Consider the following 26,139-nt stretch of genomic DNA (forward strand, 5'->3'; position numbering starts at 1 on the left):
TTTAAGAACAAACAATAATTTGACGTTTTACAGATTAATTCTGCATTTCCTTATACATCACTTCAACAAGCTCGCCTTTCGGATCACCTGATAGCTCCCACGTAAAGATGCCACCAAGATTCGTTTGCTTTGCCCAATCCGCTTTGGCTTTGATAGAGCGTTGATCTTCGAATGAAATGAACACTTTTTTTTCAGGGTTCCATAAATAAGGGGCTTGAGATTGTTCATCGTACTTATATTCGTAACCTTGTTTTGCGCTGTAGTTCTTCATAAGGTCCCAAAACATGAAGTAGCCATTCTCACCAGTACCAAACTGCGCGCCTTTCTCTGACAATAAATCTTGAGTTGGTAAACCACCGGAGAAATCTTTGGTTCCTTGCCAACCGCGACCATAAAACGCGGCACCAATCACCAACTTCTCACTAGGAATACCCAGCTCAATCATTTGATTAATGAACACGTCAGCGCCCATGCCCCACCAACTGCGGTCAGTGGCATGCAAGTTTGTTGTGTGCCCTGTTTGTTGTCCCCAACCACCAAGGAAGTCATACGTCATGGCAAACATATTGGTTAAGTAGGGCTGCGCCGCTTTCCAATCAATGCCCGCGGCTTTTGGACCAACACCCACTGCTGTTGAAAGCTCGTACTCGCGCTTGGTCTTTTTCGCTAACGCGTCTAAATCACCACGCATAGTCTTAACTAGGTAAGTGAAGGCGTCACGCTCTTGTGCTTTTTGCTCATCCGTCAGCTTGGTATCTGGGTTCCAAGGAGACGTAGTCAAGCCGCCACCTCCTGGATACTCCCAATCCAAGTCAATACCATCAAAGAAATCGTATTGAGCAACCAGCTCGACTGCTGTTTTAGAGAACTGATCCATCGCTTGCTGGTTTTTTGCCATCGCGTGGAAAGGTTCAGACATGGTCCAACCGCCAAAAGAAGGGAGAATTTTCAGATCAGGGTGTTGCTTCTTAAGTTCGGCTAATTGAGCGAAGTGCCCTTTATATGGAACGCCGACAGAGACCGGACCAAAATCTTTTTCAAGTGCCGCCTCGGTATCAACCAGAATCGCGGTATACGGCTCTTTACCTTCACACTGTTTTGCGACCAGTTTTTGTACGGTTTCTGAGGCACCAGTGTGAGGACCACACATGCTCAAAAACGCATAGATAATATGAGTCAGGTTATCAGCCGGAATATCTTTAACCGTATAAGGGTTGTCTGCGTTTGCATACTGCCAGTCAGCAAAATAGCCTGCGACGACTTTTTGCTCGGCGTGCGCTATGCCCGTTAACCCCGTAAATAAAGCAGCTGCGAGAAGTGTCTTTTTCATCGTTTCCTCCAGAGTAATTAACTACAAATTACTCCTGAGGATTATTTTTAACTTGGAAACGAAATCAGGTTGCGAGTCATTTATAAATCCTCATCACCTGATTACATAGTTTGCATATTATTTGTGCTAAACCTCTGATGCACTGTTGCCGTGCATCTGCTCATCCAAGTTAAGAACCGTCAGTGCGTTACTTACGCTGGTTGCAATCACATCAATGGCTCCGGTTCTTAACGCTCCAAGTAGCGCCAATGGCTTACTGTTTTCAGCTGCAATCGCAATCACTTCTGCAATAGGTCTAAATTCTTCAATACCCAAGCCTATGACACGGTCACTCATCACCGTATTTGCTACGTTGCCGTGAATGTCAAAGAAGTCATAACCGGCAAAGTCCCCTACGACACCTTGCATCAAGCGAGATTGAACCACTTCATCTGGAGTGAACCAACCAAGGTCAACCATGTAGCTGTTTTCACTCATATCACCGATACCAACAAGAGCGACATCCGCTTTGCGCGCCAAATCTAGGGTTTGCTTAACCGTGGCATTTTGCATAAAGGCAACCTTCTGCTCGCGGTTTTCAGCATAGGCAGGCGCGTATAGGGTTTCCGATGTGCCGCCGTATTTCTTGGCAAATTGTCGACATATATGGTCGGCGTTGAACATACCGCCACGAGGGTGAATCCCGCCGATACCGCACACAAACTTACAATCGCGCGGCGTAATAACACCAATGTGGTGCGCCACAGAAGATACGTTACGCCCTTGCCCTACCGTCACCACCATGCCGTTCTTAAGAGTACTCGTCAGGTAATTAGAGACTAAACCAGAAACTTGCAGGCGTTGTGCTTCTTCATTAGGTTGGTCCAAAGCAACCAGCGCTCGCTTCACACCAAAGCGCTCGATGAGGCGCTGCTCTATCTTGGCACTGAACACAGGGTGATATTTTACGGTAATCTCAACAATGCCTTCGTCACGAGCCTGTTTCAGCATTCGCCCAACTTTGGCACGTGATATGGAAAATTTTTTCGATATCTCTTCTTGTGTCGCACCATCTTGATAATAAGCAACGGAGATCTCCGTCAACAAGTCTGTACTTTCAATAGAAATATCTTGGTTAGAACTGCTCATGATTTTTCTCGCCCTTTTAGAGGATCGACATTGTATGCATTAGTGAGCATCTGCTCATTGACTTAGCATATGTTACCTACCAATTTTACTGCGACATTTGCTCACTGCAACGACATTTTCTCACTATGTCATTTTATTAATCTTACTGCTGCTCAAGCCTTGAACAATAAGGGCAAACGTTTATTTGGGTCACGCTCTGAACACACAGCAAAAAAACGTTGATGAACTTCACTTAAAGTCGGTTTCGACGATTGACTTTCAGCATGGATAGGATAAATATGGATTCATCATTTACTCAGCTACCGATCAAATGTTCAAAGCAAATGTTCGGTACCGAAATTTTCCGTAGTTGGCTGAGCAGATGTCTCGTTAATTATGATGAGACGATTAGCCGACACGCTTGCAAATGCACAAGCTGTGGTACTCAAAACCACACTTAAGCCCATTTATATAGGATGATCGATTATGAGCAACAAGTTAGAGCAACTTCGTAAACTAACAACTGTAGTAGCGGACACTGGTGAAATTGACGCAATCAAAAAGTACCAACCTGAAGATGCAACAACGAACCCATCTCTTATCCTAAAAGCGGCTCAAATCGAAGAGTACGCACCTCTAATCGACGCTTCTATCGAATACGCAAAAGCACAAAGCAACGACAAAGCACAACAAGTACAAGACACTTGTGACATGCTTGCAGTAAACATCGGTAAAGAGATCTTAAAAACTATTCCTGGTCGTATCTCTACAGAAGTAGATGCTCGTCTTTCTTACGACACAGAAGGCAGTGTTGCTAAAGCGCGTCAACTTGTAAAAATGTACAACGATGCAGGCATCACTAACGACCGTATCCTAATCAAACTGGCTTCTACTTGGGAAGGTATTCGCGCTGCAGAGATCCTTGAAAAAGAAGGCATCAACTGTAACCTAACGCTTCTATTCTCTTTCGCACAAGCTCGTGCATGTGCTGAAGCAGGTGTATTCCTAATCTCGCCATTCGTTGGTCGCATCATGGACTGGTACAAAGCGAAAGAAGGTCGTGACTTCGAAGCTTCAGAAGATCCAGGTGTAATCTCAGTAACAGACATCTACAACTACTACAAAGACTACGGTTACAACACAGTTGTTATGGGCGCAAGCTTCCGTAACATCGGCGAGATCCTAGAACTTGCTGGCTGTGACCGTCTAACTATCGCTCCTGCTCTTCTTGCTGAGCTAGAAGCTGCTGAAGGCGAAGTTGTAGAGAAACTGGTTGATTCTAAAGGTTCTAAAGAGCGTCCAGCTCCAATGTCTCACGCTGAGTTCCTATGGGAGCACAACCTAGACGCAATGGCTGTTGAGAAAGTAGCTGAAGGTATCCGTAACTTCGCGGTTGACCAAGGCAAACTAGAAGACATGATCGCAGCTAAGCTTTAATTGCTTACCAAAAGCGAGTAGCCAGCCTACTCGCTTTTAGCATCAGCGCTTTATTCAAAAAATTCTATTTGAACTTGTTCCGACGAGTTCCCTCTATTTAAATCAAATATCGAGAAGTAACTACTATGGATCGTAAATACCTTGCAAATGCAATCCGTGCACTAAGCATGGACGGTGTTCAACAAGCTAACTCTGGCCACCCAGGCGCACCTATGGGTATGGCTGACATCGCTGAAGTTCTTTGGCGCTCTCACCTAAACCACAACCCATCAAACCCAGAGTGGGCTGACCGTGACCGTTTCGTACTGTCTAACGGTCACGGCTCTATGCTTATCTATTCTCTACTGCACCTTGCAGGCTACGAGCTATCTATCGACGATCTTAAGAACTTCCGTCAGCTTCACTCTAAGACTCCTGGTCACCCAGAGTACGGCTACGCACCTGGTATCGAGACTACAACGGGTCCTCTAGGTCAAGGCATCACTAACGCTGTTGGTATGGCAATGGCTGAGAAAGCACTAGCGGCTCAGTTCAACAAAGAAGGCCACGACATCGTTGACCACTTCACTTACGTGTTTATGGGCGACGGCTGTCTGATGGAAGGTATCTCGCACGAGGCTTGTTCTCTTGCTGGTACGCTAGGTCTTGGCAAACTGATCGCATTCTGGGATGACAACGGCATCTCTATCGACGGTCACGTTGAAGGTTGGTTCTCTGACGACACGCCTAAGCGTTTTGAATCTTACGGCTGGCACGTAATCCCTGCTGTAGATGGTCACGACTCTGAAGCGATCAACGCAGCAATCGAAGCGGCAAAAGCAGATCCACGCCCTACACTTATCTGTACTAAAACTATCATCGGTTTTGGTTCACCAAACAAATCTGGTTCACACGACTGTCACGGTGCACCACTAGGTGCTGAAGAAATTGCAGCGACACGTAAAGAACTAGGTTGGGAGCACGGTCCTTTTGAAATTCCGCAGGAAGTCTACGCAGAATGGTCAGCGAAAGAAGCAGGCGCAGCTAAGGAAGCAGCGTGGGACGAGAAATTTGCAGCTTATGAAGCAGCGTACCCTGAGCTGGCAGCTGAATTCAAACGCCGCGTAAACGGTGATCTACCGGCTGAATGGGAAGCAAAAGCAAACCAAATCATTGCAGACCTTCAAGCAAACCCTGCGAACATCGCATCACGTAAAGCATCTCAAAACGCACTAGAAGCGTTTGGTCAAATGCTTCCAGAATTCATGGGCGGCTCTGCTGACCTAGCACCTTCTAACCTAACTATGTGGTCTGGTTCTAAGTCTCTAGAAGCGAACGACTTCTCTGGTAACTACATCCACTACGGTGTACGTGAATTCGGTATGACAGCGATCATGAACGGTATCGCACTACACGGCGGTTTTGTTCCTTACGGTGCAACATTCCTAATGTTCATGGAATACGCTCGTAACGCTATGCGTATGGCTGCTCTGATGAAAGTTCAGAACATCCAAGTTTACACGCACGACTCTATCGGTCTTGGCGAAGATGGTCCAACTCACCAACCAGTTGAGCAAATCGCGTCTCTACGTCTGACTCCAAACATGAGCACATGGCGTCCATGTGACCAAGTTGAGTCTGCAGTAGCATGGAAACTGGCGATTGAACGTAAAGATGCACCATCTGCACTTATCTTCTCTCGTCAAAACCTAGCACAACAAGAGCGTACGGCTGAGCAAGTAGCGGACATCGCGAAAGGTGCTTACATCCTGAAAGACAGTGATAGCAAGCCTGAGCTAATCCTAATTGCAACTGGTTCTGAAGTTGAACTAGCAGTGAAAGCGGCTGAGCAACTAACCGCTGAAGGTAAGAAAGTGCGCGTTGTTTCAATGCCATCAACAGATGCATTCGACAAGCAAGACGCAGCTTACCGTGAATCAGTACTGCCATCTGACGTAACTGCACGTATCGCTGTAGAAGCTGGCATTGCAGACTTCTGGTACAAGTACGTTGGTTTCGACGGTCGTATCATCGGTATGACAACATTCGGTGAATCTGCACCGGCTGACCAACTGTTCGAAATGTTTGGTTTCACTGTAGAAAACGTAGTGAACACAGCAAAAGAACTGCTAGCTTAATCGCTTAGTATTATCAGTTTTCTCTATTGCGAATTTGAAAACTGAAAAGCCCCGCTTCGGCGGGGCTTTATTTTATCTAATCATTTTTCAACAACGATTCAGCTAACTGGTTGGAATCACTTCTCTTCAAACTGAATGGCTAGTCGATAGAAATCTTGGACTTGCTCTTTCAACTGCTTACTGTTTTGCTCTACAGAATGTGTTGCCGCTAAGTTCTGCTCTGCTGTCGAAGCAATAGAATGAATGTGCTGATTTACGTCGCTAGAAAGCTGCAACTGCTTATTAGCAGAGTCCGCGACATTCACCATCAAACCACTCATGGTTTGCATCATCTGCTCGACTTCAGATAATCGCAATGCACTTTGCTCTGCGACATTTGAACAAGTGTCCGTTTGTTCTTTGTTGGCAATAATGTCTTTCTGCCAACCTTGAATCGTTGTAAGCATGGTTTCAATGGATGCTTTAATTTGCTCAGTCGCATTCGAAGTACGCCCTGAGAGCGCTCTTACTTCATCAGCAACAACAGCAAAACCACGACCTTGTTCACCCGCTCGCGCAGCTTCAATTGCAGCATTAAGTGCTAGCAGATTAGTTTGGTCGGCAATCCCGCCAATCTCTTCCATTAATTGGCTTACCTTTTGCGCTTGATCGCTCAATTGATAAGTCGTTTCTGTCGCTTTCTCAGCTTGTAAGCTAAGTTGCGCTAAGTTGGTATGAGTTTGGTCGATGGTCTTTTTCGCCATCAGACATGACTGCAACGTATCGTCTATCAGTAGATGCGCGTCGTTAGTACTGGATGAAACTGAATTTGCAGACGCTTCCATCGACTCTGTCGCATCGCGAACTTGCCGAATGTCTATGTTCTGCTGAGTTAGCGCTGATGAAACTTCTGCCGTCGTGCTGCTAAGCTCTTCTGCGCAACTTTGTAAAGGCAGAGCTGAGTCCGTCATACGTCCTAACACGGTGCGAATACGGGCAGAGAGCATCTTGATATGGAAATCTGCAATCGAGAATGGTTTATTTCCGGAATACACCAGACGACTTACACTGTCGTACTGCGCTTGTAACCTTTTAAATTGCAGAGGCGTATCAACAAGTTCCTGGCGGAAGAGAACAGCTAAAACACCTGCCGGTAACAATGCCGTTAACCAAGCAAGAGGACCTTCAAGTGACAGAGCCAAGCTCGTTACTGGTGCTACTAACGCACCAAGAAGAATTGCATAGCGCAAGGTGTCATTTAACTTCAACGCCCACGCTCGACCGGATTTCTCTGCTTTTAGAAGCCCTTGGTACGCTTTAGAAGCGATATCCACCCACTCTCGCTTGGGCTTAACACGAACCGATTGATAACCCACAACTTGATGCCCTTCATAAATTGGGGTTACGTAAGCATCGACCCAATAGTAACCACCCGACTTCGTACTGTTTTTTACAATTCCGCGCCACGCTTTACCTTGTTTTAGGCGAGCCCACATATCACCAAAAGCGGCTTTGGGCATATCTCCGTGGCGAACGATATTGTGGTTTTGTCCGAGCAGTTCATCGTGACTGTATTCAGCAATTCTGCAAAACGCATCATTGCAATAAGTGATAACACCTTTGAGATCGGTGGTGGAGACCAGTTCGTCAGAATCTCCTACGAGGTTTTCTTGAGCTTTATTGAAAGTTGAGGCTGACATAGATGAGACTTCTATAGTTTTTATTAAATTGCGACAGGATATATACACGATTGTTATATTTATTACAAAATGCTAGAGAAAAAATCTTACCGATGCGACATTTAAAGCCCAAAAAACTCACTTAGATAACAATAATTAATCAATAATGTTACGGGTTGTGAGCTGATAGACAAAAAAGACCCGGCCTTAATAGTTGGGTCTTATAAAATTTTGAACTCAGTTTATGCAATTTGAGATTCAGAATTATTATTCGTTTTAACAATAAAGATTGCCATCACCAATAAGACAAAAGGTAAGACGTACAAATTCAAATTTTGCCACCCTACTGTCGACTCCAACCAACCAGACAAAAGTGCAGTAATGGTGACGCAACTAAATACGAAGAACTCGTTGAACGCCTGCGCTTTGCTTTTATTTTTCACTTCATAGCTCTGACTAAACAAACTGGTTGCGGCAATGAACATAAAATTCCATCCAACACCAAGTAAGATCAACGCCGTACTGAAGTGCCATAGAGATAACCCATGCATGTTAATTGCTATGCACGCGATGAACAGCACACCACCAGCTAAAATCATTTTCTTTGCACCGAATAGTTCAATTAATCGACCAGTAAAAAAAGCAGGCACAAACATGCCCAATACATGCCATTCAATAACCCCAGCAGCTCTTGTGAAATCAAACCCACAGCCAATCATGGCTAACGGTGTCGCTGTCATTAGTATATTCATCACGGCATAGGCAACCATCGCTGCTAACACCGCAATCATAAAGTTAGGACGATAAATAATGTCCTTGAGAGAGTCTGGTTTTGCATAGCAATTTTGCGTATGCGCCGCTGGAAATCGTATCGTCTGTAGTAAAACTAATGCCGTTATATACAAGACAATGAGTACAGCAAAAGCACTAATATAAAGCCCATCTGTCGACCACTTTTGCGAATAGATAGCGAGGTTTGGTCCCAAAACGGCAGCTAGCACGCCACCTGCCATAGAAATCGAGATCGCTCGATGCCGTGCTGATTCATCACACACTTCTATCGCAGCAAATCGATATAAAGTACCAAAGCCAATCCCTACCCCTAGCAAAAAGGTGGAAGCACAAAACAAAGTAAAGTTTTGCAGAGATAGCGCATAGGTTGCCAACGACGCTCCAGCTATACCTATGATGTTACCTAAGCTAAAACCCAGACGGCGTCCCAGTTTTCCCATAATTAAGGACGCCGGGATCGTCGCAGACATTAATCCGAGAAACTGCAACGCTACTGGCAAAGTGATCATGCTTGAAGAAGGCGCAATTTGTTTACCGATAAGCGCAATGACAGAAATCAGAAGTATGTTTCCCGTCATCAATAAGGCTTGGCAAAGTGATAATAGCCAGACGTTTCTATTCATCTCATTCCTTGAGTGTTTTTTAATCTACCCAGACACCTTAACGGATTTAAGGCTAAAACACATGGGTTATGTGCGACAGGTTAAGCCATGACATAGCTAACTACTCTCTACTTAAACTAAAAAAGCCAGCGAGAAGCTGGCTTTTTGTGAGTGTTATTCGCTCAATTTTTATTTGGCACGACGCGCTTTTACTGCGTCGGATAGCTGACGTAGCACTGTTTCCGTATCTTCCCAGCCGATACACGCATCAGTAATCGATTGACCGTAAGTTGAAACTTTGCCATCAACCAAGTCTTGACGGCCTTCAACAAGATGCGACTCAATCATCACACCGAAAATAGCATCTTCACCGCCGGAAATTTGCTCTGACACATCATCAGAAACTAACATTTGGCGTTTAAATTGCTTAGAGCTGTTCGCGTGGCTGAAGTCGATCATCACTTTCTTAGGCAGACCGGCAGCATCCAGCTCATCCTTAATTTGACCTACATGAGATGCGCTATAGTTTGGCTCCTTACCACCACGCAGAATAATGTGGCAATCAGGGTTACCTGCCGTTTCAACGATAGCAGAATGACCGTACTTAGTGACTGACAAGAAATGGTGAGATGCGCTTGCCGAACGGATTGCATCACTTGCGATCTTGATGTTGCCATCTGTACCGTTTTTAAAGCCAACAGGGCAAGACAGACCAGACGCAAGCTCACGGTGAACCTGAGACTCTGTTGTACGAGCACCAATCGCCCCCCAACTGATCAGGTCGGCAACGTATTGCGGCGTGATCATATCTAGAAACTCGCTTGCCGTTGGAAGCCCCATATCAGTTAAATCAAGCAGAAGCTTACGTCCGATGCGAAGACCGTCGTTAAGTTTGTAAGTATCGTTTAGGTACGGGTCATTAATCAGACCTTTCCAACCTACCGTAGTACGTGGTTTTTCAAAGTAAACGCGCATCACAACTTCTAGTTGCTCACCGAGTTCATCACGAAGTACTTTCAGTTTTTTACCGTACTCTACCGCCGCCTCTGGGTCATGAATAGAACATGGACCAACAATCACTAGTAGGCGATCGTCTTTACCTTCAAGAATATTGTGGATGGCGTTACGACATTCAAAAGTAGTTGTGGAAGCAGTTTCGGTCGCCGGAAATTTTTCAAGCACTGCAACAGGTGGCAATAGCTCTTTTACTTTATTAATTCTTACATCATCAGTTTGAAACATTACTTCTACTTCCTAATTACTATCCAAGTCCCACTATTTTGCTCAAACTTTACTCACTGCAACATTGTTCACAAAGCAAGCAATAGTAAGGGCTGTGGGCTCATTTAATCGTGTCAATGCAAGTAACTTATCGACTTCGCCGACCGCTTGCAATCACTTTTTTCAAAAAAATGCAAATTAACAACTAATGTTCAAAACAAAACACAGCGTAAATTTTTATGTACACGGAAAGTTCAAAATTATCATATATTTTCCTGTAACTTTGAAAATCTTGTCTACAATGTAAGAAATATCAGAAGTTTGTGAGGTATTTGGCGACGAAAAGTGTAGCAAGATCTAAGATATTGTTGCTTGATGTTAATTTAAATGAATATTAAACTTATTTCTTATTAAACTAATTTCTTATAACTACCTAGTTTTACTCAAGTTGTAAAAACAAAGTAGAAACTAATATGCAATCAATACAAGGAAACATTATGAACAAAGTAGCAATTGCAGTAGCAGCAGTGGTAGCTGGTGGTTTAATTAACTCTGCTCAAGCTGAAATGTATATCGGGGGCAAAGTGGGCATGACTACGCTAGATGATGCTTGCTATTTAAACAGCCCTTGTGATGATGATGCTTTCGGTGCCGGAATGCACATCGGTTACGACTTTACCGATATCATTGGCCTTGAGTACGGTGTTGATTACTTAGGTGACTACGAAGCTAATTTCAAGTCAGGGGCTAATACAGTAAATACGATCGACGGTGATCTTTGGGCATTAACGCTTGCGCCTAAATTCAACTGGCATCTAAACGATACGTGGAACCTATTCGCGAAAATCGGTGGTGCTTACATGATTTCGGGTGACGAAAAAGATTTCGTTCCTACAGGCTCGCTTGGTGCTGAATACACTATCGATAGAAACTGGAGTGTTCGTGCTGAATACCAACGTTACCAAGATATCTCTGATGATGTCCTAGATGATATGGATGCAAACTTCTTTGGTATCGGTGTTAACTACAAGTTCGCAGCAGCACCTGTTGTTGCAGCAGTAGTAACAGAAGAAGTGGTTGCAGAGCCAGAACCAGTAATGATGACGAAGACGCACAAAGAAGAGTACGGTACAGGTACGTTTGAATTCGACAGTGCGAAGCTAACTGATTCAGTATCTGAGCGTCTAGACAACTTCGTAAACTTCTTGAACGAGTACCCACAAGCTCAAGTTGAAATCACTGGTTACACAGATAGCTCTGGTCCAGCAGCTTACAACCAAAAACTGTCTGAGCGTCGTGCTCAATCTGTTGCGGATTACCTAATTGCAGCAGGCATCGATGCAGACCGCTTCACAGTTACTGGTATGGGTGAAGAAAACCCAGTTGCAGACAACAGCACTCACGAAGGTCGCGAGAAGAACCGTCGTGTTGAAGTTGTCGTACCTGAGTTCCAATACGAAGAATTGGTACAACCAGAATAAGAGTTCCCGCTCTAATCTAGTCTAAGGGGTGCTTCGGCATCCCTTTTTGTTTGCTTCAGCTTTACCCTTCACTCTTTATCAAACTCATTCAGTTTCTCTGGTCGCCCTTCTCCATCCTATCTGGTTCCGACTCTTATACTAAAGGCGACCTGATGGTACGCTCGATTAAATATTTGATTTCAAGTTTGGTGAAAAGTAGCAGTTTTCTCAAAGACTCATAGTTCATCGCTCTTGGTTCCAAAACCAATATACCCAAATGATTCCACGACGCCGAATTCAGAGTATTGTCATCGCTCCCTTGATTACCGAAAGTAAGTAAGGAAAACAAGGTCGTGTCATAGCCGGTTCTTTCCATGTTGTTTGACACAGTAATCGGGTCAATCACACGCTCCCGAAGGACGAGTTGACTGGGGTGAGAACTACAGCAGCAGACCCTAGTATTGCGCCGTACAAACAAAAACTGCACCGGAGTTCGGTGCAGTTGTGAGCTTGCCCTTGTGTGGCTCTAGATCATAAAAACACACCAATATAGTGATCCACCAATAACGCAACAAACAGCGCCAATAAGTGATAGATGGAGAATTTAAACGTTTCCATTGCGCTATTTAATTCCGGTGAAAACTTTAACTTCCACGCGTGATACATAAAGCCAGCATTGAGGAGCAATGAAGAGAATAAATATACAGAGCCGACCATCCCCACCAGCACAGGCAAAATACAGACAAGCGTGAGTAGAATCGTATACAAAAGAATTGATGTCTTGGTGTACTCAATGCCATGAGTGACTGGAAGCATTGGGATATCCACTTTGCGATAGTCTTCGACACGGTGAATTGCGAGCGCCCAGAAATGTGGCGGCGTCCAAATAAAAATAATCATTACCAATAGCCAAGCATACGCGTGTAACTCTCCAGTTACCGCCGTCCAACCGAGTAGTGGCGGCATTGCGCCTGCAATCCCTGCAATCACAATATTCTGCGGGGTTGCTCGCTTAAGATACATGGTATAAACCACCGCATAACCTAACAAGCTTAAGAAGGTCATCCATGCCGTCAGTGGGTTGACCAATGCATGAAGCAACACAAACCCAATTCCCCCCAGAGCAGTAGCAAAAATCGCAACAGACAAAGGGTTAGTATCACCTGAAGGCAAAGGTCGCTTGTGCGTGCGAGCCATTCGCGCATCAATACGACGATCAATCAGATGATTAAACGCTGCAGCAGAGCCTGCCATTAGGCCGATACCAGTAAGACCAATGGCAGCTTGTAACCAAGGAAAGTCAGCAACCGGAGCTAAGCTCATCCCAACAATAGCCGTAATTAACATAAGAGCGACGACTTTTGGCTTTGTTAGTTTTAAATAGGTTGACCCAATCTTTCTCTTACCACTTTCTAGAGGTAGCGCGATCTCTTTACTCATAGCGAACTCCTTTCGCTTGATGACCCCAACGAGCTTTACCCTGCCATAGGTAGAACTGACTAACGCAAATAAGTGTAAGCATAATGGCAGCGCCGAGGTTGTGTGCCACCGCAACATAAATAGGGAGCTGGAACACAACGTTACTCACGCCCAATAAGATCTGACACACCAAGGTGAATCCAATCCAGATACCGAGGCGTTGGGAATGATGTGAATCTTGTTTTAATAGTAAGATGCAGTAAATCAACACCACGCATGCGGTAATAATGGCACCAATACGGTGGCTAACATGAATAGTCATTCTGGCAGGGTAATCTAGGACACCGAACTCATAGTTATCAAAACCTGTCTGCCAAAACGAAAATGCCTCTTTCCAAGACAAATAGCTTGTCCAGTTACCTTCACATATTGGCAAAGTGGTACACATTAATGCGGCATAATTTGATGATGTCCATCCGCCAAGCAACACCTGCAACACCACCACACCAAAAGCCATCAAAGAGAACGTTCTCACGCTCTTGGAAGAAGGAGAAAAGTAGAGGCTGTTTTTAGATTGTAATTGGCAGTAGAACAGCGCTTGAAGTGCAAGCAACGTAAAGCCGCCAAGTAGATGAAGCATAACGATCACTGGCATCAGCTTTAACGTTACCGTCCACATTCCTAGTGCCGCTTGGCCCAAAACAAGAACGCAAAGCAAAACCGGAATTGTCGGATCAACTCGCTCTGCTCTCACCGCCATGATTGCCATCATCAGAATGACTAAGCCTAAAGTTCCAGCGAAGTAACGATGAATCATCTCTAACCACGCTTTTCCTTGCTCCACTGCTCGCTCCGGAAACAGAGCATTTGCCTTAGTAACTTCAGCTTCAGTTTGGGGTACAAATAACTGACCATAGCAACCAGGCCAATCTGGACATCCCAACCCCGCATCAGCCAAGCGTGTATATGCTCCCAACATAATGACTACAAGAGTAAGACACAGGCTGAACTTAACCAAACGACTTAACGTCATATTGCACTCTCCCTAGCCTACGCGTGATAACTTCAATAGCTTTCGTAAGTCCGCCAATACATCTTTACTTAACCGCACCAAATCCTCGTTGGCTTCTGGCGTATAGGACATAACTAGCTGCCCGAGAGGGTCGACGATCAACATCTGCCCTGCTTTCACTCTCGATGACAACGAATCATTCATTTGCATCACCACAATGCTCTGGGCAACATTATTGGTCTCTTCCGAAGTCCAGATAACTGGCACCACACGCTCCTGATATTTACCTAATGCAATGTGGCTTTGTTGCATCAAATGTATTTGTTGTTGGCACTGTTTTTTACACTCCGACGGCAACACATACGCTAATTGCCAACCTTTTTCGTCTAATGGTGATGGCTGACCTAATTGTTCGAGCGTGATATATGGCTCAACCAATTCACCTCGATTGGTTACCCCCGTTTCGTACCAACCTTGACTCAATACAACCTTGGCAATAATCGCGGGGAGCGCAAATAGACAAATCAGAGACACCAATACAATTCGTCCTTTCGTGACTGCATTTGTCATTTCTCACCTCCTTGTGAGCGTGGTTGTCGAATCCAACGAATAAAAATCAGGATTGTGATAAACAAAAATACGCCAGACATAGCAAACCATTGAAAAGAATAACCAAAGTGCTTTGCACTGGTTAACGGTAAGGGATTCCAAGGAAATGGGTACGACCATTGCGTTAGATTGTCAGGTTGAATGACCGTAGGCATTAACTCAATATTAAGCAGTTGGCTAAGTTGATTAATGTTGAGGTTTTGCACTCTTATCGTATCGCCCATTTCAGCCATTAGGTCTGAACTTAGTGGATTAGTAGATTTACGATACAAACGCCCTGTGATGTCATATGGCGTTGTCAGATATTCAACCTTCGGAAGTACGGCTCTGGATCTTTTCCCCTTCACAAATCCAAGTTCAAGCAGCGTCAGAGTCGCAGGATCATGAGACATCGATACGATTTGAAACGCTAGGTAACCCACTTCACCCTGATAGGTCTGGTTATCTAATAAAATAATTGGGAGTGATTCAGGCGCCACATTTGCTTTTACTTTAATCCCTATAACACTTTCTTCTCGCCAATCGTTCTTTTCCAGTACTTCAGATATGTCCTGATAAGAGGTATTTTCCCTTGCTAAAATCGCTTGTTCCAAACGCTGCTTTTCATTACCACGTTCCAATTGCCAAAAGCCCAGTTTGACCAACAGAGAAAACACAGCCACAGTTAAAAAGACAGCAACCCAAACCCATTTCGATAATATCGACGACGAAACCGGAGGTGCCATGTCCACCGTATTTCTGTTTAAGTTAACGCTTGTCCTTTTGCTGCTTTTCATCATCTTTAACCTCGCAAAAGCGCTTATCGAAATGGTTCGCGAAGACCCAGAGGATTCATCGAAGAAAGGCAAACCAATGAGCCACTATCTCGGTCGTCGTGTCATGTTTTCTGCGTTAGTCGTGATTCTCCTTCTCGTAGCGTTAGGGGCAGGATGGATAGCCCCAAATCCTCGTCCTTACTAGCTTTACAGCACATAAACGAAAACAAATAAGCATAGCCAAACCACGTCAACGAAGTGCCAATACCAACTGCCAGCTTGGAATGCGAAATGGTCTTTCGGAGAAAAGTGGTCCTTGGCGATGCGGAATAACAGCACAATGAGGAAAATGGTACCGAGACAAACGTGCAAACCGTGAAAGCCCGTGAGCATAAAGAAGGTATTACCGTAAATACCGGACTGCAACGTCAGCCCAATATCTTGATAAGCGTGTGCATATTCAACGGCTTGGTAATAGAGGAAGAAGCCCGCCAAAACGATGGTGATTTCCAACCAGACAATCAGTGCAGTTCGTTTATCTTGCTCTAAACTGATGTGTGCCATATGTAATGTAATCGATGACAATAGCAGCAAGATGGTGTTGGTTAATGGGATACCCTGCCAAGGCATTGCTTGGGTCGTATCACCACCCGGCGTGGTGGTGAGTGGCCAGATTGCTTCGAAACTCGGCCACAATACCTCATGTGTCATTAAGTTATTATCTGCACCACCTAACCAAGGCACGGAAATCATTCTTGCGTAGAAAAGAGCACCAAAAAAAGCACCAAAGAACATCACTTCCGAAAAGATGAACCAGCTCATCCCTTGTCGAAATGAACGCGTGATTTGCGCACTGTACTTTCCAGTAAGAGATTCTGTGATGACGTTGCTGAACCACCCTGCCAGCATATAGAGCAAAAACAACATACCAATGGCGAGAATGATGCCGCCTAACGTACCAACCGCACCATCACTTTGAGTACCTTGAACGGTCATTCCGGCACCGACAGCAACGAGGAACAGCGCAAAAGCTCCTACGATTGGCCAACTGCTTTGTGCGGGAACATAATAGGTCTCAGGCTTGTTACTCATAAGTTCTCTCCTTACAGACGCGCTTTGGTTTGCGGCGTTAAGGTCTGTTTCTCGCTCCCTGAGAGGCTAGCTGTTGAAGACTCGCCCGATTGAGGAGGAAATTTGTAGAGTGTGTAAGACAAGGTCAACGTATGAATTGAATCCGGCACATCCGGCTCAATGTAGAAAATCAAAGGCATACTCGCTTGCTGCTTACCTTCCAATGGCTGTTGATTAAAGCAAAAACACTCGATTTTATTGAAGTAAGCTGCACCAGTACCCGGCGATACGGATGGCACAGCTTGCCCTACCAAATCTTCACCGCTCTGATTAAAAGCAAGATATTCGGTTTGAATCACTTCACCAGGGTGAACATCCATAAAAACGACTTTTGGTTTGAACTCCCAAGGCATGTCCGGGCTAACGTGCGCCATAAATTCCACACGAATCGTTCTGGTAATATCCGCCTGCATACCCGTCGGTTGAATTGCGGCCACATCACTGGTTTTACCGTTAATGCCCAATGCATCACACATGATGTCGTAGAGTGGCACAAGAGCAAAACCGAAGCCGAACATCAGCACTGTCGCTAGCAGCAACTTGATAGTGAGTCTCTTATTGGATGAATTACTTGGCATCTCACTCACCTCACTCTTCGGTTAATCGACTTTTGGCGGAGTTGTGAATGTATGATGTGGGGCTGGGCTAGGTACCGTCCACTCTAAACCCTCTGCACGTTCCCAAGGTTTTGCCGTTGCTTTTTCACCACCACGAATACATTTGATGACTAGCCACAGAAAGATCAATTGAGACAGACCGAAGGCAAAGCCACCTATCGATACGATTTGGTTAACGTCGGCAAACTGGATAGCGTAATCAGGAATACGTCTTGGCATCCCTGCTAAGCCCAAGAAATGCATTGGGAAGAACAACACATTGACCGAGATGATTGAACACCAGAAGTGCCATAGACTCAGCTTGTGGTCATACATATTGCCTGTCCACTTCGGTAGCCAGTAATACGCCGCGGCCATAATCGAGAACACCGCACCGGATACCAAGACATAATGGAAATGCGCAACAACAAAGTAAGTGTCATGGTATTGGAAATCCGCAGGTACAATCGCCAACATCAAGCCTGAGAAGCCACCTATTGTAAATAAGACAATAAAAGCAATGGCAAACAACATCGGCGTCTCAAACGTCATTGCGCCCCGCCACATAGTCGCCACCCAGTTAAACACTTTCACGCCAGTTGGCACTGCAATCAACATGGTGCAGTACATAAAGAAGAGTTCGGCGAATACTGGCATCCCCGTCGTAAACATATGGTGTGCCCACACTAGGAATGACAGCAATGCAATACTGCAGGTTGCGTAAACCATCGAATGATAGCCGAACAGTTTCTTGCCACTGAAAGCCGGAATGATTGCCGAGATAATCCCGAACGAAGGCAGGATCATGATGTATACCTCAGGGTGACCAAAGAACCAGAAGATGTGCTGGAACATCACAGGATCACCGCCACCAGCGGCATCAAAGAAACTTGTACCAAAGTATTTGTCGGTCAGAACCATGGTGACCGCACCGGCTAATACGGGCATAACCGCGATCAACAAGAACGCCGTGATTAACCAAGTCCAAACAAACATTGGTAGCTTGAACCAAGTCATGCCTGGTGCACGCATGTTTACGATAGTCACGATAACGTTGATGGCACCCATGATGGAACTGATACCCATGATATGGACTGAGAACACAAACAACGCCGTACTATCAGGACCATAAGTTGTGGAAAGCGGCGCATAAAAAGTCCAACCGAAATCAGGACCACCACCCGGTAAGAACAAAGAGCCGATCAAAATGAGGAACGCAAAAGGTAAGATCCAAAAACTCAAGTTGTTCATCCGTGGTAAAGCCATATCCGGGGCGCCAATCATCATTGGAATCATCCAGTTGGCTAAACCAGTAAACGCTGGCATGACGGCACCAAACACCATCACTAGTCCATGTACGGTCGTCATTTGGTTAAAGAACTGAGGGTCCACCAATTGCAGACCCGGTTGGAATAGCTCAGCACGGATGATCATCGCCATCGCACCGCCAGTGAGGAACATAGCAAAGCTAAACCATAAATAAAGCGTACCGATGTCTTTATGGCTGGTGGAATAAAGCCAACGCGCTAGCCCTTTTGGTGCGTGATGATGATCGTGGTCGTCTTCAATCGCAATGGTCGTGTTTGCAGTAGTTTGCGCTTCAGCAGGAGCAGACTTCACCGCTTTTTCAATTGGCTTACTCATATTTCCTCCTTGGCACTGTCTTGTGCCTTAAAGGCGTTAACATCGGATGCTTGAACGGTATCGCCAGTATCATTTCCCCAAGCATTACGTTGATAGGTAATTACAGCGGCAATTTCTTGATCGCTTAGTTGGTTAGCAAAAGCTTGCATGGCGGTGCCAGCTCGACCGTTCACCAATACATCGATGTGAGCAACAACCGGACCTTTGGCTATCTCGCTGCCTTTGATTGCCGGGAACGCGCCCGGAATGCCTTCGCCGTTCGCTTGATGACACACAGCACAGCGCGCGGTGTAAACCGACTCGCCTTGTCCCATCAAATCTTCCATTGAAAGGTCTTGCGTCAATGCTTCTTGGGCAGCCGCCTTTTGTAAGGCAATTTCTTGTTTCTTGTCTGCCATCCACTGGTCGAAATCATCTTCCGCCATCGCATGAACAACAACTGGCATGAAACCATGCGCTCGACCACAAAGCTCCGCGCACTGACCACGATATACGCCCGGTTCATCAATCTTGGTCCAAGCCTCATTAATGAAACCAGGGATCGTATCTTTCTTAACAGCGAAATCAGGTACCCACCAAGAGTGAATTACGTCATCAGAAGTCATTAAGAAGCGAACTTTACGGTTGATGGGCAAAACGAGCGGGTTATCCACTTCGAGCAAGTAGTGCGCCCCTTTCGCTTCGATGCCATCGATTTCTTTCTGGCTGGTAGCAAGTAGGCTGAAAAATTCGACATCCTCGCCGAAATAACTGTAGTGCCACTTCCATTGAGAGCCGGTGATCTTCACAGTAAGGTCAGATTGGCTGGTGTCTTCCATCGCCACCAGCGTTTTGGTCGCAGGAATTGCCATAGCGATAAGAATAATGACCGGAATAACGGTCCAGATGAGCTCCACTTTAGTGCTTTCGTGGAAATTAGCGGCAACTGCCCCTTTTGACTTGCGATGTTTGAAGATGGAATAGAACATCACACCGAATACAACAAAAGCGATAGCGCAACAAATGTAGAAGATCAGCATATGTAATTCATACACTTGCTCACTGATCCCCGTAACACCTCGCGTCATGTTGTAATCACTCTGCTCTGACCAACTGGACGAAGAAAACGTGATAAAAATCACATTCGTTAATAAGGCTAGAGTAGTTGCTAATCTTTTCAAAAGATCTCTCCTCTGCTCAGCCGCTGCGCTTGCGCGAGCTTCCTTGCTTCCCGATGCAAATATCGAACAAATTTACGAAAAATCACAAAAACTACGATTTCAGCACTCTTTGTTATATTTATGTTAAAAGGCTAGTTATAGTTCAATAGTTCTTCAAGAAATTAACTGTGAATAAATTCCGTACAGACTGAAAAATAAATTCGGTTTATCGATTGCCCTCTTTGAAATGTAATTGAGAACCATTTACATTAATTAAAAGAAAACATTGGGACGCTTTTAAGCAAAGAAGTGTCTAAACAAGTAGGCTCCCCCTACTAAGGAAAGACGAATATGACAGTACAAATTACTCAATGGCTAGCACGAGACCCAGATCCAAAAACTCGTGAAGAGCTTCAACACCTAGTCGATATAAATAACGAACAAGAACTGACAGATCGATTTGGTTCACGCTTAGCATTTGGTACCGCAGGTCTGCGCGGTAAAGTCGGTGCGGGTCCAAATCGCATGAACCGTTTAGTGATTCAAGAGACAGCAACAGGTCTCGGTCACTATCTGATTGAACAAGTGAAAGACGCATCGTCTCGCGGTGTTGTTATTGGCTACGATGGTCGCCCAGATTCTAAACAGTTCGCACACGATACAGCTTCTGTACTTACTGCTTTGGGCATCAAGGTTTACCTAACCTATAAAGTAGCAGCAACGCCAATTGTTGCTTTTGGTGTTCGTGAGTTAAATGCAGCCGCTGCTGTGGTTGTTACCGCAAGCCACAACCCACCAGAATACAATGGCTTTAAAGTGTACTGGGAAAATGGCGCACAGATTATTCCACCTCACGATTCTGGTATTGCTGCAAAAATCGATGAAGCAACAACAAAACCGCTTCCTCTGATGTCACTGGACGATGCAAAACAAAAAGGTTTGTTAGTTTGGCTTGAAGACGAGTACTACCAAACTTATCGCAAAACAATGAACGACAATGCCCTGCTAACACCGGACAGCAACACAGATATCTCGATTGTTTACACGGCAATGCACGGTGTCGGTGCGGACATGGCAGAAACGTTGCTCGCAGACGCTGGCTTTAAAAAAGTCGCAAGCGTTCCAGAACAGCGTGAACCGGACGGTACGTTCCCTACCGTAAACTTCCCGAATCCTGAAGAAGCAGGCGCAATGGACATGGTGATGGCACTGGGTAAATCTGTCGATGCGGACATTGCTTGCGCGAACGATCCTGATGCAGACCGTTTTGCTGTGGCTGTAAAACGCCCAGATGGCGAATATCAGATGCTAACAGGTGACCAAGTGGGTTCATTGTTTGGTGACTACTTACTGCAAGGTCAACCAAATGCGCTTGTTGGGAATACCATTGTGTCTTCTCGTCTATTGAGCAGTATTGCGAAAGCACACGGCGCAGAATACTACCAAACGTTAACTGGCTTTAAATGGCTAACTAACGTAGCAATGACACAAGAAACTGAAGCGAACCCATTCCTATTCGCTTACGAAGAAGCACTAGGCTACACAGTAGGTAATAAGGTATGGGATAAAGATGGTTTGTCAGCACTGGTCGCTTTCTCTCAATTGACAGGTAAATTGAAAGCACAAGGCAAAACGCTGTGGGATAAGTTAGAAGAGCTATACCGCCAACACGGTTTCTACTTCAACGCGCAGCGCAGCATTGCACTTGACCCTAAATCACCACCAATCGGTGACAAACTTCGCGCAAACCCACCGACAGAGATCGCGGGTAAACGTATCGAAGTCATTGAAGATCTGAAGTCATCACTTCGCTTCGTGACCGATGGTCCAACAGAAGCGATTAACTTGCCAGCAAGTGACGTACTGGTTTACCACTTAGAAGACAAATCACGTGTGATTGTTCGCCCTTCTGGTACTGAGCCTAAGTTGAAGTGTTACTACGAGGTAATCAGCGACTTCCCGGCTGAGATGGATTACGCGCAAGCTAACCAAGCTGCGGAAGCGAAAATGAACGCACTTATCGAAGCGCATCAACAAAGCTTGTAATTCGAGTTTGAAACATCGATTCTGTGACAGCTACAAATAGCAAAAGAGGCGCATCGAGCGCCTCTTTTTTATGCAATTCAAACCAAATCAAGCAATCTGTTTTTGCAGAAAATGTTTATCAATGCCTGCTGCTGGGTAGCCTGAATATTGCCCAACTTTTTCAAAACCCAATTTCAAGTAAAAATCGAGCGCTTGAAAGCTATAAGTATCGAGATACAAATGCGTGACTCCACGCGGTTTCACTTGCTCTTCCAGTAGAGCGATCAGCTTGCTTCCTAATCCCGAAGTGCGTGCCTCTGCATCAACCCATAGGTATTCAACAAACACGGTGTTATTAAACATTTCTCCCGTGAGTCCGCCAACAACCTTACCCTCGTCATTACGAGCAAAACAGCCAATGGCGTCTACGTCCCCATCCGGTAGATGCATGTTGTTATAAGCTCGGATGCCATCACGGATAAAATCGAGATCGTTTTGTTCTGGATTGAGTTTAAATTCAAGTTTCATACTGCCACTCCTTGGAAAATCAGTGTGATACTAAAACAAAAAGCCAGCGAGTGCTGGCTTTTGTTCAAAAATCTGATTGTTCCTACACATTACATCGCGAAGCTACTGAGCATCCACACCGCAAGGATAACGAACACTAAGCCCATTAGCTTACCTTGGTACATGCGGAATTTATCGTTTTCCAGCAACCCTTTGCCTAATGTCCCCGCCAATGCAACTAACAAAATATTGAATAGCAAGCCTAATACGTTTAGCAGCAAACCAAGCGCGAGCATTTGCTCACCCGACGATGCGGTAATGTTGCTAGAGACAAACTGAGGCAAAAACATCACGAAAAACACCAAGGCTTTCGGGTTCAGCAGGTTACTCATCAAAGCGCGTTGATAGTAAGTCGATGCCATCTTGTTTTTCTGGTCAAGTTCTGGTGCAACAGAAGCGTCCGCTCGTAGACAGTCCCAGCCCATTTTGAGCAAGTACGCGCCCCCCAGTAGATGAAGCACTTTTAATGCGATTGGACTCATTGCAATCAAGGTCGACACGCCCATTGCTGCCAATAAGGTTAAGATCACACCGGATGTCGCGTTGCCCAAGCTCGCAAACAGACCAACTTTTTTGCCATAACTCATGCTAGAGCTGGCAATCAACAACATGTCAGGTCCAGGCAACAAAAGAAGTGCAATAACAGCGGTGAGATAAACAGGGAGTACAGATAAATCGATCATGGTGGAACTGGCTTTCTAAAACAGGCGGCGGATCTTATACCAATGAATAGATAACAACCAGACCAAATATCTCTATACGAAGCAATATTCAGAAAATACAAAAGGTTTAATGCTCAATTTAAAAACAATTAACCTTTTTGATGTTTATTTTTAATACCAATAGCAATTTTGTACAAAAATAAGCAGGATGGATCCGGTAGACTCCAAATGATGTGGTGCTACTGTTTACGCTTGAGCTATTTGGACCGAGATGAAAGAAAAGAATAAGGAAATCGCGACTTTTAAGATTGCTCAAGAGTTGGGCGGGTTAGAGCTGCTCGATGCAAAATACGAAAAACAAAACTTCTCTCGCCATAGCCATGAAGGCTACACCATTGGTGTGATTGAAAAAGGCGCGCAGCAATTCTTTCGTACCGGTGGCAACCACATTGCACCGCAAGACAGTATCATTCTTGTAAACGCTGATGAGGTGCATAATGGTCACTCAGCGTCAGAAGGTGGCTGGGAATACAAAGCCATGTATCCCGTACCTGAGCAGTTTCAAACGCTTGGGGAAGAACTTGGCGCGCCCAATGTCGCTCAGCCCTACTTCCCGCAGCCCGTCGTTTACGATCCAGAGCTCGCGAATCAACTGCGATTAGTGTTCGATACTCTAGAGAAATCCGATAACCGCTTATTAAGAGAGACACTTGTCTACGGCACACTGATCAAACTTGCCAGCAAGCACAGTACACATCGAGCTCCCCTTAAAGATACGACAAAAGCGCAAAGGCAAGTGCACCTGGTCAAAGAATTTCTTGAAGACTTTCCTCAAACCGATGTCTCTTTAGAAGAACTTGCGAAGTTAGCAGGGTTGAGCCCCTTCCACCTGTTGCGTGAGTTTCAAAAGCAGTTTGGCTTTCCGCCGCACGCGTTTCAGATTCAACAAAGGCTAAGAATGGCGAAAAAGCTGCTCAAGCTAGGACAAAAGATTTCCGATGTTGCTCAAGAATGTGGTTTTCACGACCAAAGCCACTTGCATCGTCATTTTAAAAAAGCCATGGGGGTAACGCCTGGGCAGTACATCAAGCACTGTTAGCAATTTTGTACAAGGCAGCATGCTTAGGTCAGCCTACCTTAACAGCATGTTTTTCTATTCAAGTTGAAGTTATGGATACTACTTTGCCAACTCATCAAGACTCAAAATTCTCACTCTTTTTACAAGGTACCATCGCAATGATGCCATTAAGCATCGCCGTACTGCCTTGGGGATTACTTGCGGGCTCATTTGCCATCGATACTGGCTTACACCCGCTGGAAGGTCAGGCGCTTTCCGCCATTCTGTTTGCTGGCTCCGCACAACTTGTTGCCATGGGCATGATTAAAGCTGGTGCAGGCTTAACCACCATGTTGCTGACGACCTTTTTCATTACCTCTCGCCATTTTCTTTATAGTGTTTCGATGCGCAGTAAAATTTCGCCATTGCCCTTAAAGTGGCGTCTTTCACTTGGCTTCTTACTCACTGATGAACTGTTTGCCATCGTCGGGCACCAATCCGATAAACAATTTGAACGATGGTACGCCCTTGGCGCTGGATTAAGCTTCTACCTATTTTGGAACTTCGCAACACTTGCTGGCATCGCCGCTGGCAGTTTGATACCTGAATTGAATGAGCTCGGCTTAGAATTTGCCGTTGCTGCCACCTTTATCGCGATTGTGGTGCCAACGATAAAAAGCATTCCCGTGCTATGCAGTGTATTGGTAGCATTAGTTAGCTCAGTGACGCTGAATTATTACCAAGTGGAAGGAAGCTTGATGTTCGCGAGTATTCTCGCCATGTTGACGGGCTATTTGGTTGAACAGTTTACGACGAAAGCCCCAAACATTGAGAATACACCGGAGGAACGCCAATGATCTTTTTGTCTATCTTAGCCATGACAGCCTTGGTATTCACTAGCCGTTATCTATTTCTCGAACCCAAATTGCCGCTTAAATTAGGGCTAAGAACTCAAAAGATATTAAGCTACGCAAGCCCTGCAGTGCTCACCGCGATCTGGGCTCCTATCGTGTTTATGCCAGAAGGTGAACTGAGCGTCACATGGCAAAACCCATTTCTATTGGCTGCCCTATTAGCTGCTGCGATTGCATACCTCACAAAGAATGTATTGCTCACCACCATCGTAAGTATGGTCGCGTTTTTACTGCTTCGAATTTGGCTATAAGCTCGCGACTAAACAGCCAACCATTCAATCTCTAATAAGGTGATGTCTCCACACTTCAAACGTCCAAGGAAGACATCGCCTTGATGCACTTCACCCACGCCCTTTGGTGTCCCTGTCATCACGATATCGCCATCTTCTAGCGTTGTGTAGCTCTTCAACTCATCGAGAATGTTCATCGGTGGGTAAAGCATTTGCTTAACATGCCCTTTTTGAACATGAACACAGTTAATCAAAAGCTCTAAGTTGAGATCGTCAATATCGACACCTTGAAGAGAACGGAAACGGCTGAATACCGCTGAGCCATCAAACGCTTTGGCACGTTCCCAAGGTAATCCTTTTTCTTTGAGGTTAGATTGTAAACCGCGTTTGGTCAGATCTAAGCCGAGCCCAACCGCGCAGTATTGACCGTTTTTGATCACAAAGCAGATTTCGGCTTCGTAATGCAAAGGCTCTTGATGGAATGAGGTGAGTTTGGTTGAAACGGAAGTCGCCGGTTTATTGAACACTACCATTTGCTCTGGTACGGCATTATCTAGCTCTTGAATATGCTCAACGTAATTACGCCCGACGCACAGAACTTTGCCGACTTTGATTTTCTTCTCTTCAACCTGAACGACGCTCATTGCTCTTCCCT

The 26,139-nt window shown here is 45.2% G+C and carries 24 protein-coding genes; 8 read left to right on the plus strand and 16 right to left on the minus strand.

The genetic code is table 11. From position 1 onward, the window contains the following. Positions 1-34 precede the first annotated feature (34 nt). Together J4N44_RS23710 and J4N44_RS23715 are read right to left on the minus strand one after the other, a co-directional pair. On the minus strand, positions 35-1,330 hold the full coding sequence (locus J4N44_RS23710) for a glycoside hydrolase family 18 protein (protein WP_009697289.1): 1,296 nt from the start codon (positions 1,328-1,330) through the stop codon (positions 35-37). A 126-nt stretch (positions 1,331-1,456) separates the two neighbouring features. Beyond that, positions 1,457-2,458, minus strand: coding sequence for a sugar-binding transcriptional regulator (locus J4N44_RS23715; protein WP_005452372.1), 1,002 nt, complete (start codon positions 2,456-2,458; stop codon positions 1,457-1,459). A gap of 465 nt (positions 2,459-2,923) precedes the next feature. Here J4N44_RS23715 and tal point away from each other — a divergent pair, with 465 nt between their 5' ends. Then, a complete protein-coding gene (gene tal, locus J4N44_RS23720; protein WP_005425862.1) occupies positions 2,924-3,874 on the plus strand; it encodes a transaldolase in 951 nt (316 codons plus the stop codon). Between the two features lie 125 nt (positions 3,875-3,999). After that, positions 4,000-5,991, plus strand: a complete 1,992-nt coding sequence (tkt, locus tag J4N44_RS23725) for a transketolase (RefSeq protein ID WP_252045297.1) — start codon at positions 4,000-4,002, stop codon at positions 5,989-5,991. 116 nt (positions 5,992-6,107) lie between these two features. Here the strand turns inward: tkt and J4N44_RS23730 are convergent, their stop codons facing one another. From J4N44_RS23730 to aroG, 3 genes are all read right to left on the minus strand, one after another. Further along, the gene (locus J4N44_RS23730; RefSeq protein ID WP_047513789.1) at positions 6,108-7,670 is read right to left on the minus strand and encodes a methyl-accepting chemotaxis protein; all 1,563 of its coding nucleotides are present in this window, start codon (positions 7,668-7,670) and stop codon (positions 6,108-6,110) included. A gap of 221 nt (positions 7,671-7,891) precedes the next feature. Beyond that, positions 7,892-9,064 (minus strand): MFS transporter, encoded by a 1,173-nt coding sequence (locus tag J4N44_RS23735; RefSeq protein WP_252045298.1) that lies wholly within the window; start codon positions 9,062-9,064, stop codon positions 7,892-7,894. A gap of 168 nt (positions 9,065-9,232) precedes the next feature. Continuing rightward, positions 9,233-10,285: a 3-deoxy-7-phosphoheptulonate synthase AroG gene (gene aroG / locus J4N44_RS23740; protein WP_009696367.1), complete on the minus strand. Its 1,053-nt coding sequence runs from the start codon at positions 10,283-10,285 to the stop codon at positions 9,233-9,235. 476 nt (positions 10,286-10,761) lie between these two features. Between aroG and J4N44_RS23745 the strand changes: the two genes are divergently transcribed. After that, the gene (locus J4N44_RS23745) at positions 10,762-11,745 is read left to right on the plus strand and encodes an OmpA family protein (RefSeq protein ID WP_005452383.1); all 984 of its coding nucleotides are present in this window, start codon (positions 10,762-10,764) and stop codon (positions 11,743-11,745) included. A 510-nt stretch (positions 11,746-12,255) separates the two neighbouring features. On the opposite strand, the gene cyoE is transcribed toward J4N44_RS23745, so the two are convergent. From cyoE to J4N44_RS23765, 4 genes are read right to left on the minus strand one after another with little or no spacing between them, the layout of a single operon-like run. Continuing rightward, positions 12,256-13,164 (minus strand): heme o synthase, encoded by a 909-nt coding sequence (gene cyoE / locus J4N44_RS23750; RefSeq protein ID WP_252045299.1) that lies wholly within the window; start codon positions 13,162-13,164, stop codon positions 12,256-12,258. Next, complete coding sequence (locus tag J4N44_RS23755) at positions 13,157-14,176, minus strand: COX15/CtaA family protein (protein ID WP_050936990.1); 1,020 nt, start codon at positions 14,174-14,176, stop codon at positions 13,157-13,159. The genes cyoE and J4N44_RS23755 overlap by 8 nt, the downstream gene beginning before the upstream one ends. 12 nt (positions 14,177-14,188) lie before the next feature. Further along, positions 14,189-14,725, minus strand: a complete 537-nt coding sequence (locus J4N44_RS23760; RefSeq protein ID WP_252045300.1) for a redox-active disulfide-containing membrane protein — start codon at positions 14,723-14,725, stop codon at positions 14,189-14,191. Then, a complete protein-coding gene (locus J4N44_RS23765; protein ID WP_252045795.1) occupies positions 14,722-15,489 on the minus strand; it encodes an SURF1 family protein in 768 nt (255 codons plus the stop codon). Before J4N44_RS23765 ends, J4N44_RS23760 begins: the two co-directional genes overlap by 4 nt. Between J4N44_RS23765 and J4N44_RS23770 the strand changes: the two genes are divergently transcribed. After that, the gene (locus J4N44_RS23770; protein WP_005452392.1) at positions 15,488-15,724 is read left to right on the plus strand and encodes a DUF2909 family protein; all 237 of its coding nucleotides are present in this window, start codon (positions 15,488-15,490) and stop codon (positions 15,722-15,724) included. The genes J4N44_RS23765 and J4N44_RS23770 overlap by 2 nt on opposite strands. Positions 15,725-15,726: 2 nt before the next feature. Here J4N44_RS23770 and J4N44_RS23775 read toward each other — a convergent pair whose 3' ends face one another. Genes J4N44_RS23775 through coxB form a run of 4 tightly spaced genes read right to left on the minus strand, consistent with a single transcriptional unit; the run spans position 15,727 to position 20,050 of the window. Further along, a complete protein-coding gene (locus J4N44_RS23775) occupies positions 15,727-16,611 on the minus strand; it encodes a cytochrome c oxidase subunit 3 (RefSeq protein WP_005452393.1) in 885 nt (294 codons plus the stop codon). A gap of 11 nt (positions 16,612-16,622) precedes the next feature. Then, positions 16,623-17,228, minus strand: coding sequence for a cytochrome c oxidase assembly protein (locus J4N44_RS23780; RefSeq protein WP_005452394.1), 606 nt, complete (start codon positions 17,226-17,228; stop codon positions 16,623-16,625). Between the two features lie 21 nt (positions 17,229-17,249). Further along, positions 17,250-18,890 (minus strand): cytochrome c oxidase subunit I, encoded by a 1,641-nt coding sequence (ctaD, locus tag J4N44_RS23785; protein ID WP_005452395.1) that lies wholly within the window; start codon positions 18,888-18,890, stop codon positions 17,250-17,252. Next, positions 18,887-20,050, minus strand: a complete 1,164-nt coding sequence (gene coxB / locus J4N44_RS23790) for a cytochrome c oxidase subunit II (protein WP_252045301.1) — start codon at positions 20,048-20,050, stop codon at positions 18,887-18,889. Before coxB ends, ctaD begins: the two co-directional genes overlap by 4 nt. A gap of 330 nt (positions 20,051-20,380) precedes the next feature. On the opposite strand from coxB, the gene J4N44_RS23795 reads away from it, so the two are divergent. Continuing rightward, on the plus strand, positions 20,381-22,075 hold the full coding sequence (locus tag J4N44_RS23795) for a phospho-sugar mutase (protein ID WP_252045302.1): 1,695 nt from the start codon (positions 20,381-20,383) through the stop codon (positions 22,073-22,075). 87 nt (positions 22,076-22,162) lie between these two features. On the opposite strand, the gene J4N44_RS23800 is transcribed toward J4N44_RS23795, so the two are convergent. Next, positions 22,163-22,582 carry a GNAT family N-acetyltransferase gene (locus J4N44_RS23800; RefSeq protein WP_005452398.1) on the minus strand — a complete coding sequence of 140 codons (420 nt, stop codon included), beginning with the start codon at positions 22,580-22,582 and terminating at the stop codon, positions 22,163-22,165. A gap of 89 nt (positions 22,583-22,671) precedes the next feature. Beyond that, a complete protein-coding gene (locus J4N44_RS23805) occupies positions 22,672-23,304 on the minus strand; it encodes a LysE family translocator (RefSeq protein WP_050924618.1) in 633 nt (210 codons plus the stop codon). Between the two features lie 250 nt (positions 23,305-23,554). Here J4N44_RS23805 and J4N44_RS23810 point away from each other — a divergent pair, with 250 nt between their 5' ends. The 3 genes from J4N44_RS23810 (at position 23,555) to J4N44_RS23820 (ending at position 25,505) form a co-directional block, all read left to right on the plus strand. After that, a complete protein-coding gene (locus J4N44_RS23810) occupies positions 23,555-24,382 on the plus strand; it encodes an AraC family transcriptional regulator (RefSeq protein WP_009696376.1) in 828 nt (275 codons plus the stop codon). A gap of 71 nt (positions 24,383-24,453) precedes the next feature. Next, positions 24,454-25,197, plus strand: a complete 744-nt coding sequence (locus J4N44_RS23815; RefSeq protein WP_252045303.1) for an AzlC family ABC transporter permease — start codon at positions 24,454-24,456, stop codon at positions 25,195-25,197. Beyond that, positions 25,194-25,505 (plus strand): AzlD domain-containing protein, encoded by a 312-nt coding sequence (locus tag J4N44_RS23820; RefSeq protein WP_017190766.1) that lies wholly within the window; start codon positions 25,194-25,196, stop codon positions 25,503-25,505. The genes J4N44_RS23815 and J4N44_RS23820 overlap by 4 nt, the downstream gene beginning before the upstream one ends. Before the next feature lie 8 nt (positions 25,506-25,513). On the opposite strand, the gene J4N44_RS23825 is transcribed toward J4N44_RS23820, so the two are convergent. Continuing rightward, positions 25,514-26,128, minus strand: a complete 615-nt coding sequence (locus J4N44_RS23825) for a fumarylacetoacetate hydrolase family protein (protein ID WP_017818634.1) — start codon at positions 26,126-26,128, stop codon at positions 25,514-25,516. Between the last annotated feature and the right edge of the window lie 11 nt (positions 26,129-26,139).

Source organism: Vibrio sp. SCSIO 43155 (assembly GCF_023716605.1).
GTDB lineage: Bacteria > Pseudomonadota > Gammaproteobacteria > Enterobacterales > Vibrionaceae > Vibrio > Vibrio harveyi.

What these genes read in the sequence shown, in the direction of transcription:
- J4N44_RS23825 (WP_017818634.1), bottom strand. Translation starts at nt 26,128, where the DNA reads ATGAGCGTCGTTCAGGTTGAAGAGAAGAAAATCAAAGTCGGCAAAGTT.
- J4N44_RS23815 (WP_252045303.1), top strand. Translation starts at nt 24,454, where the DNA reads ATGGATACTACTTTGCCAACTCATCAAGACTCAAAATTCTCACTCTTT.
- J4N44_RS23800 (WP_005452398.1), bottom strand. Translation starts at nt 22,582, where the DNA reads ATGAAACTTGAATTTAAACTCAATCCAGAACAAAACGATCTCGATTTT.
- J4N44_RS23760 (WP_252045300.1), bottom strand. Translation starts at nt 14,725, where the DNA reads ATGACAAATGCAGTCACGAAAGGACGAATTGTATTGGTGTCTCTGATT.
- J4N44_RS23755 (WP_050936990.1), bottom strand. Translation starts at nt 14,176, where the DNA reads ATGACGTTAAGTCGTTTGGTTAAGTTCAGCCTGTGTCTTACTCTTGTA.
- J4N44_RS23780 (WP_005452394.1), bottom strand. Translation starts at nt 17,228, where the DNA reads ATGCCAAGTAATTCATCCAATAAGAGACTCACTATCAAGTTGCTGCTA.
- ctaD (WP_005452395.1), bottom strand. Translation starts at nt 18,890, where the DNA reads ATGAGTAAGCCAATTGAAAAAGCGGTGAAGTCTGCTCCTGCTGAAGCG.
- J4N44_RS23795 (WP_252045302.1), top strand. Translation starts at nt 20,381, where the DNA reads ATGACAGTACAAATTACTCAATGGCTAGCACGAGACCCAGATCCAAAA.
- J4N44_RS23820 (WP_017190766.1), top strand. Translation starts at nt 25,194, where the DNA reads ATGATCTTTTTGTCTATCTTAGCCATGACAGCCTTGGTATTCACTAGC.
- J4N44_RS23770 (WP_005452392.1), top strand. Translation starts at nt 15,488, where the DNA reads ATGTCCACCGTATTTCTGTTTAAGTTAACGCTTGTCCTTTTGCTGCTT.
- J4N44_RS23730 (WP_047513789.1), bottom strand. Translation starts at nt 7,670, where the DNA reads ATGTCAGCCTCAACTTTCAATAAAGCTCAAGAAAACCTCGTAGGAGAT.
- J4N44_RS23805 (WP_050924618.1), bottom strand. Translation starts at nt 23,304, where the DNA reads ATGATCGATTTATCTGTACTCCCTGTTTATCTCACCGCTGTTATTGCA.
- J4N44_RS23745 (WP_005452383.1), top strand. Translation starts at nt 10,762, where the DNA reads ATGAACAAAGTAGCAATTGCAGTAGCAGCAGTGGTAGCTGGTGGTTTA.
- J4N44_RS23735 (WP_252045298.1), bottom strand. Translation starts at nt 9,064, where the DNA reads ATGAATAGAAACGTCTGGCTATTATCACTTTGCCAAGCCTTATTGATG.
- J4N44_RS23765 (WP_252045795.1), bottom strand. Translation starts at nt 15,489, where the DNA reads ATGGCACCTCCGGTTTCGTCGTCGATATTATCGAAATGGGTTTGGGTT.
- J4N44_RS23710 (WP_009697289.1), bottom strand. Translation starts at nt 1,330, where the DNA reads ATGAAAAAGACACTTCTCGCAGCTGCTTTATTTACGGGGTTAACGGGC.
- J4N44_RS23775 (WP_005452393.1), bottom strand. Translation starts at nt 16,611, where the DNA reads ATGAGTAACAAGCCTGAGACCTATTATGTTCCCGCACAAAGCAGTTGG.
- aroG (WP_009696367.1), bottom strand. Translation starts at nt 10,285, where the DNA reads ATGTTTCAAACTGATGATGTAAGAATTAATAAAGTAAAAGAGCTATTG.
- J4N44_RS23810 (WP_009696376.1), top strand. Translation starts at nt 23,555, where the DNA reads ATGAAAGAAAAGAATAAGGAAATCGCGACTTTTAAGATTGCTCAAGAG.
- tkt (WP_252045297.1), top strand. Translation starts at nt 4,000, where the DNA reads ATGGATCGTAAATACCTTGCAAATGCAATCCGTGCACTAAGCATGGAC.
- cyoE (WP_252045299.1), bottom strand. Translation starts at nt 13,164, where the DNA reads ATGAGTAAAGAGATCGCGCTACCTCTAGAAAGTGGTAAGAGAAAGATT.
- J4N44_RS23715 (WP_005452372.1), bottom strand. Translation starts at nt 2,458, where the DNA reads ATGAGCAGTTCTAACCAAGATATTTCTATTGAAAGTACAGACTTGTTG.
- tal (WP_005425862.1), top strand. Translation starts at nt 2,924, where the DNA reads ATGAGCAACAAGTTAGAGCAACTTCGTAAACTAACAACTGTAGTAGCG.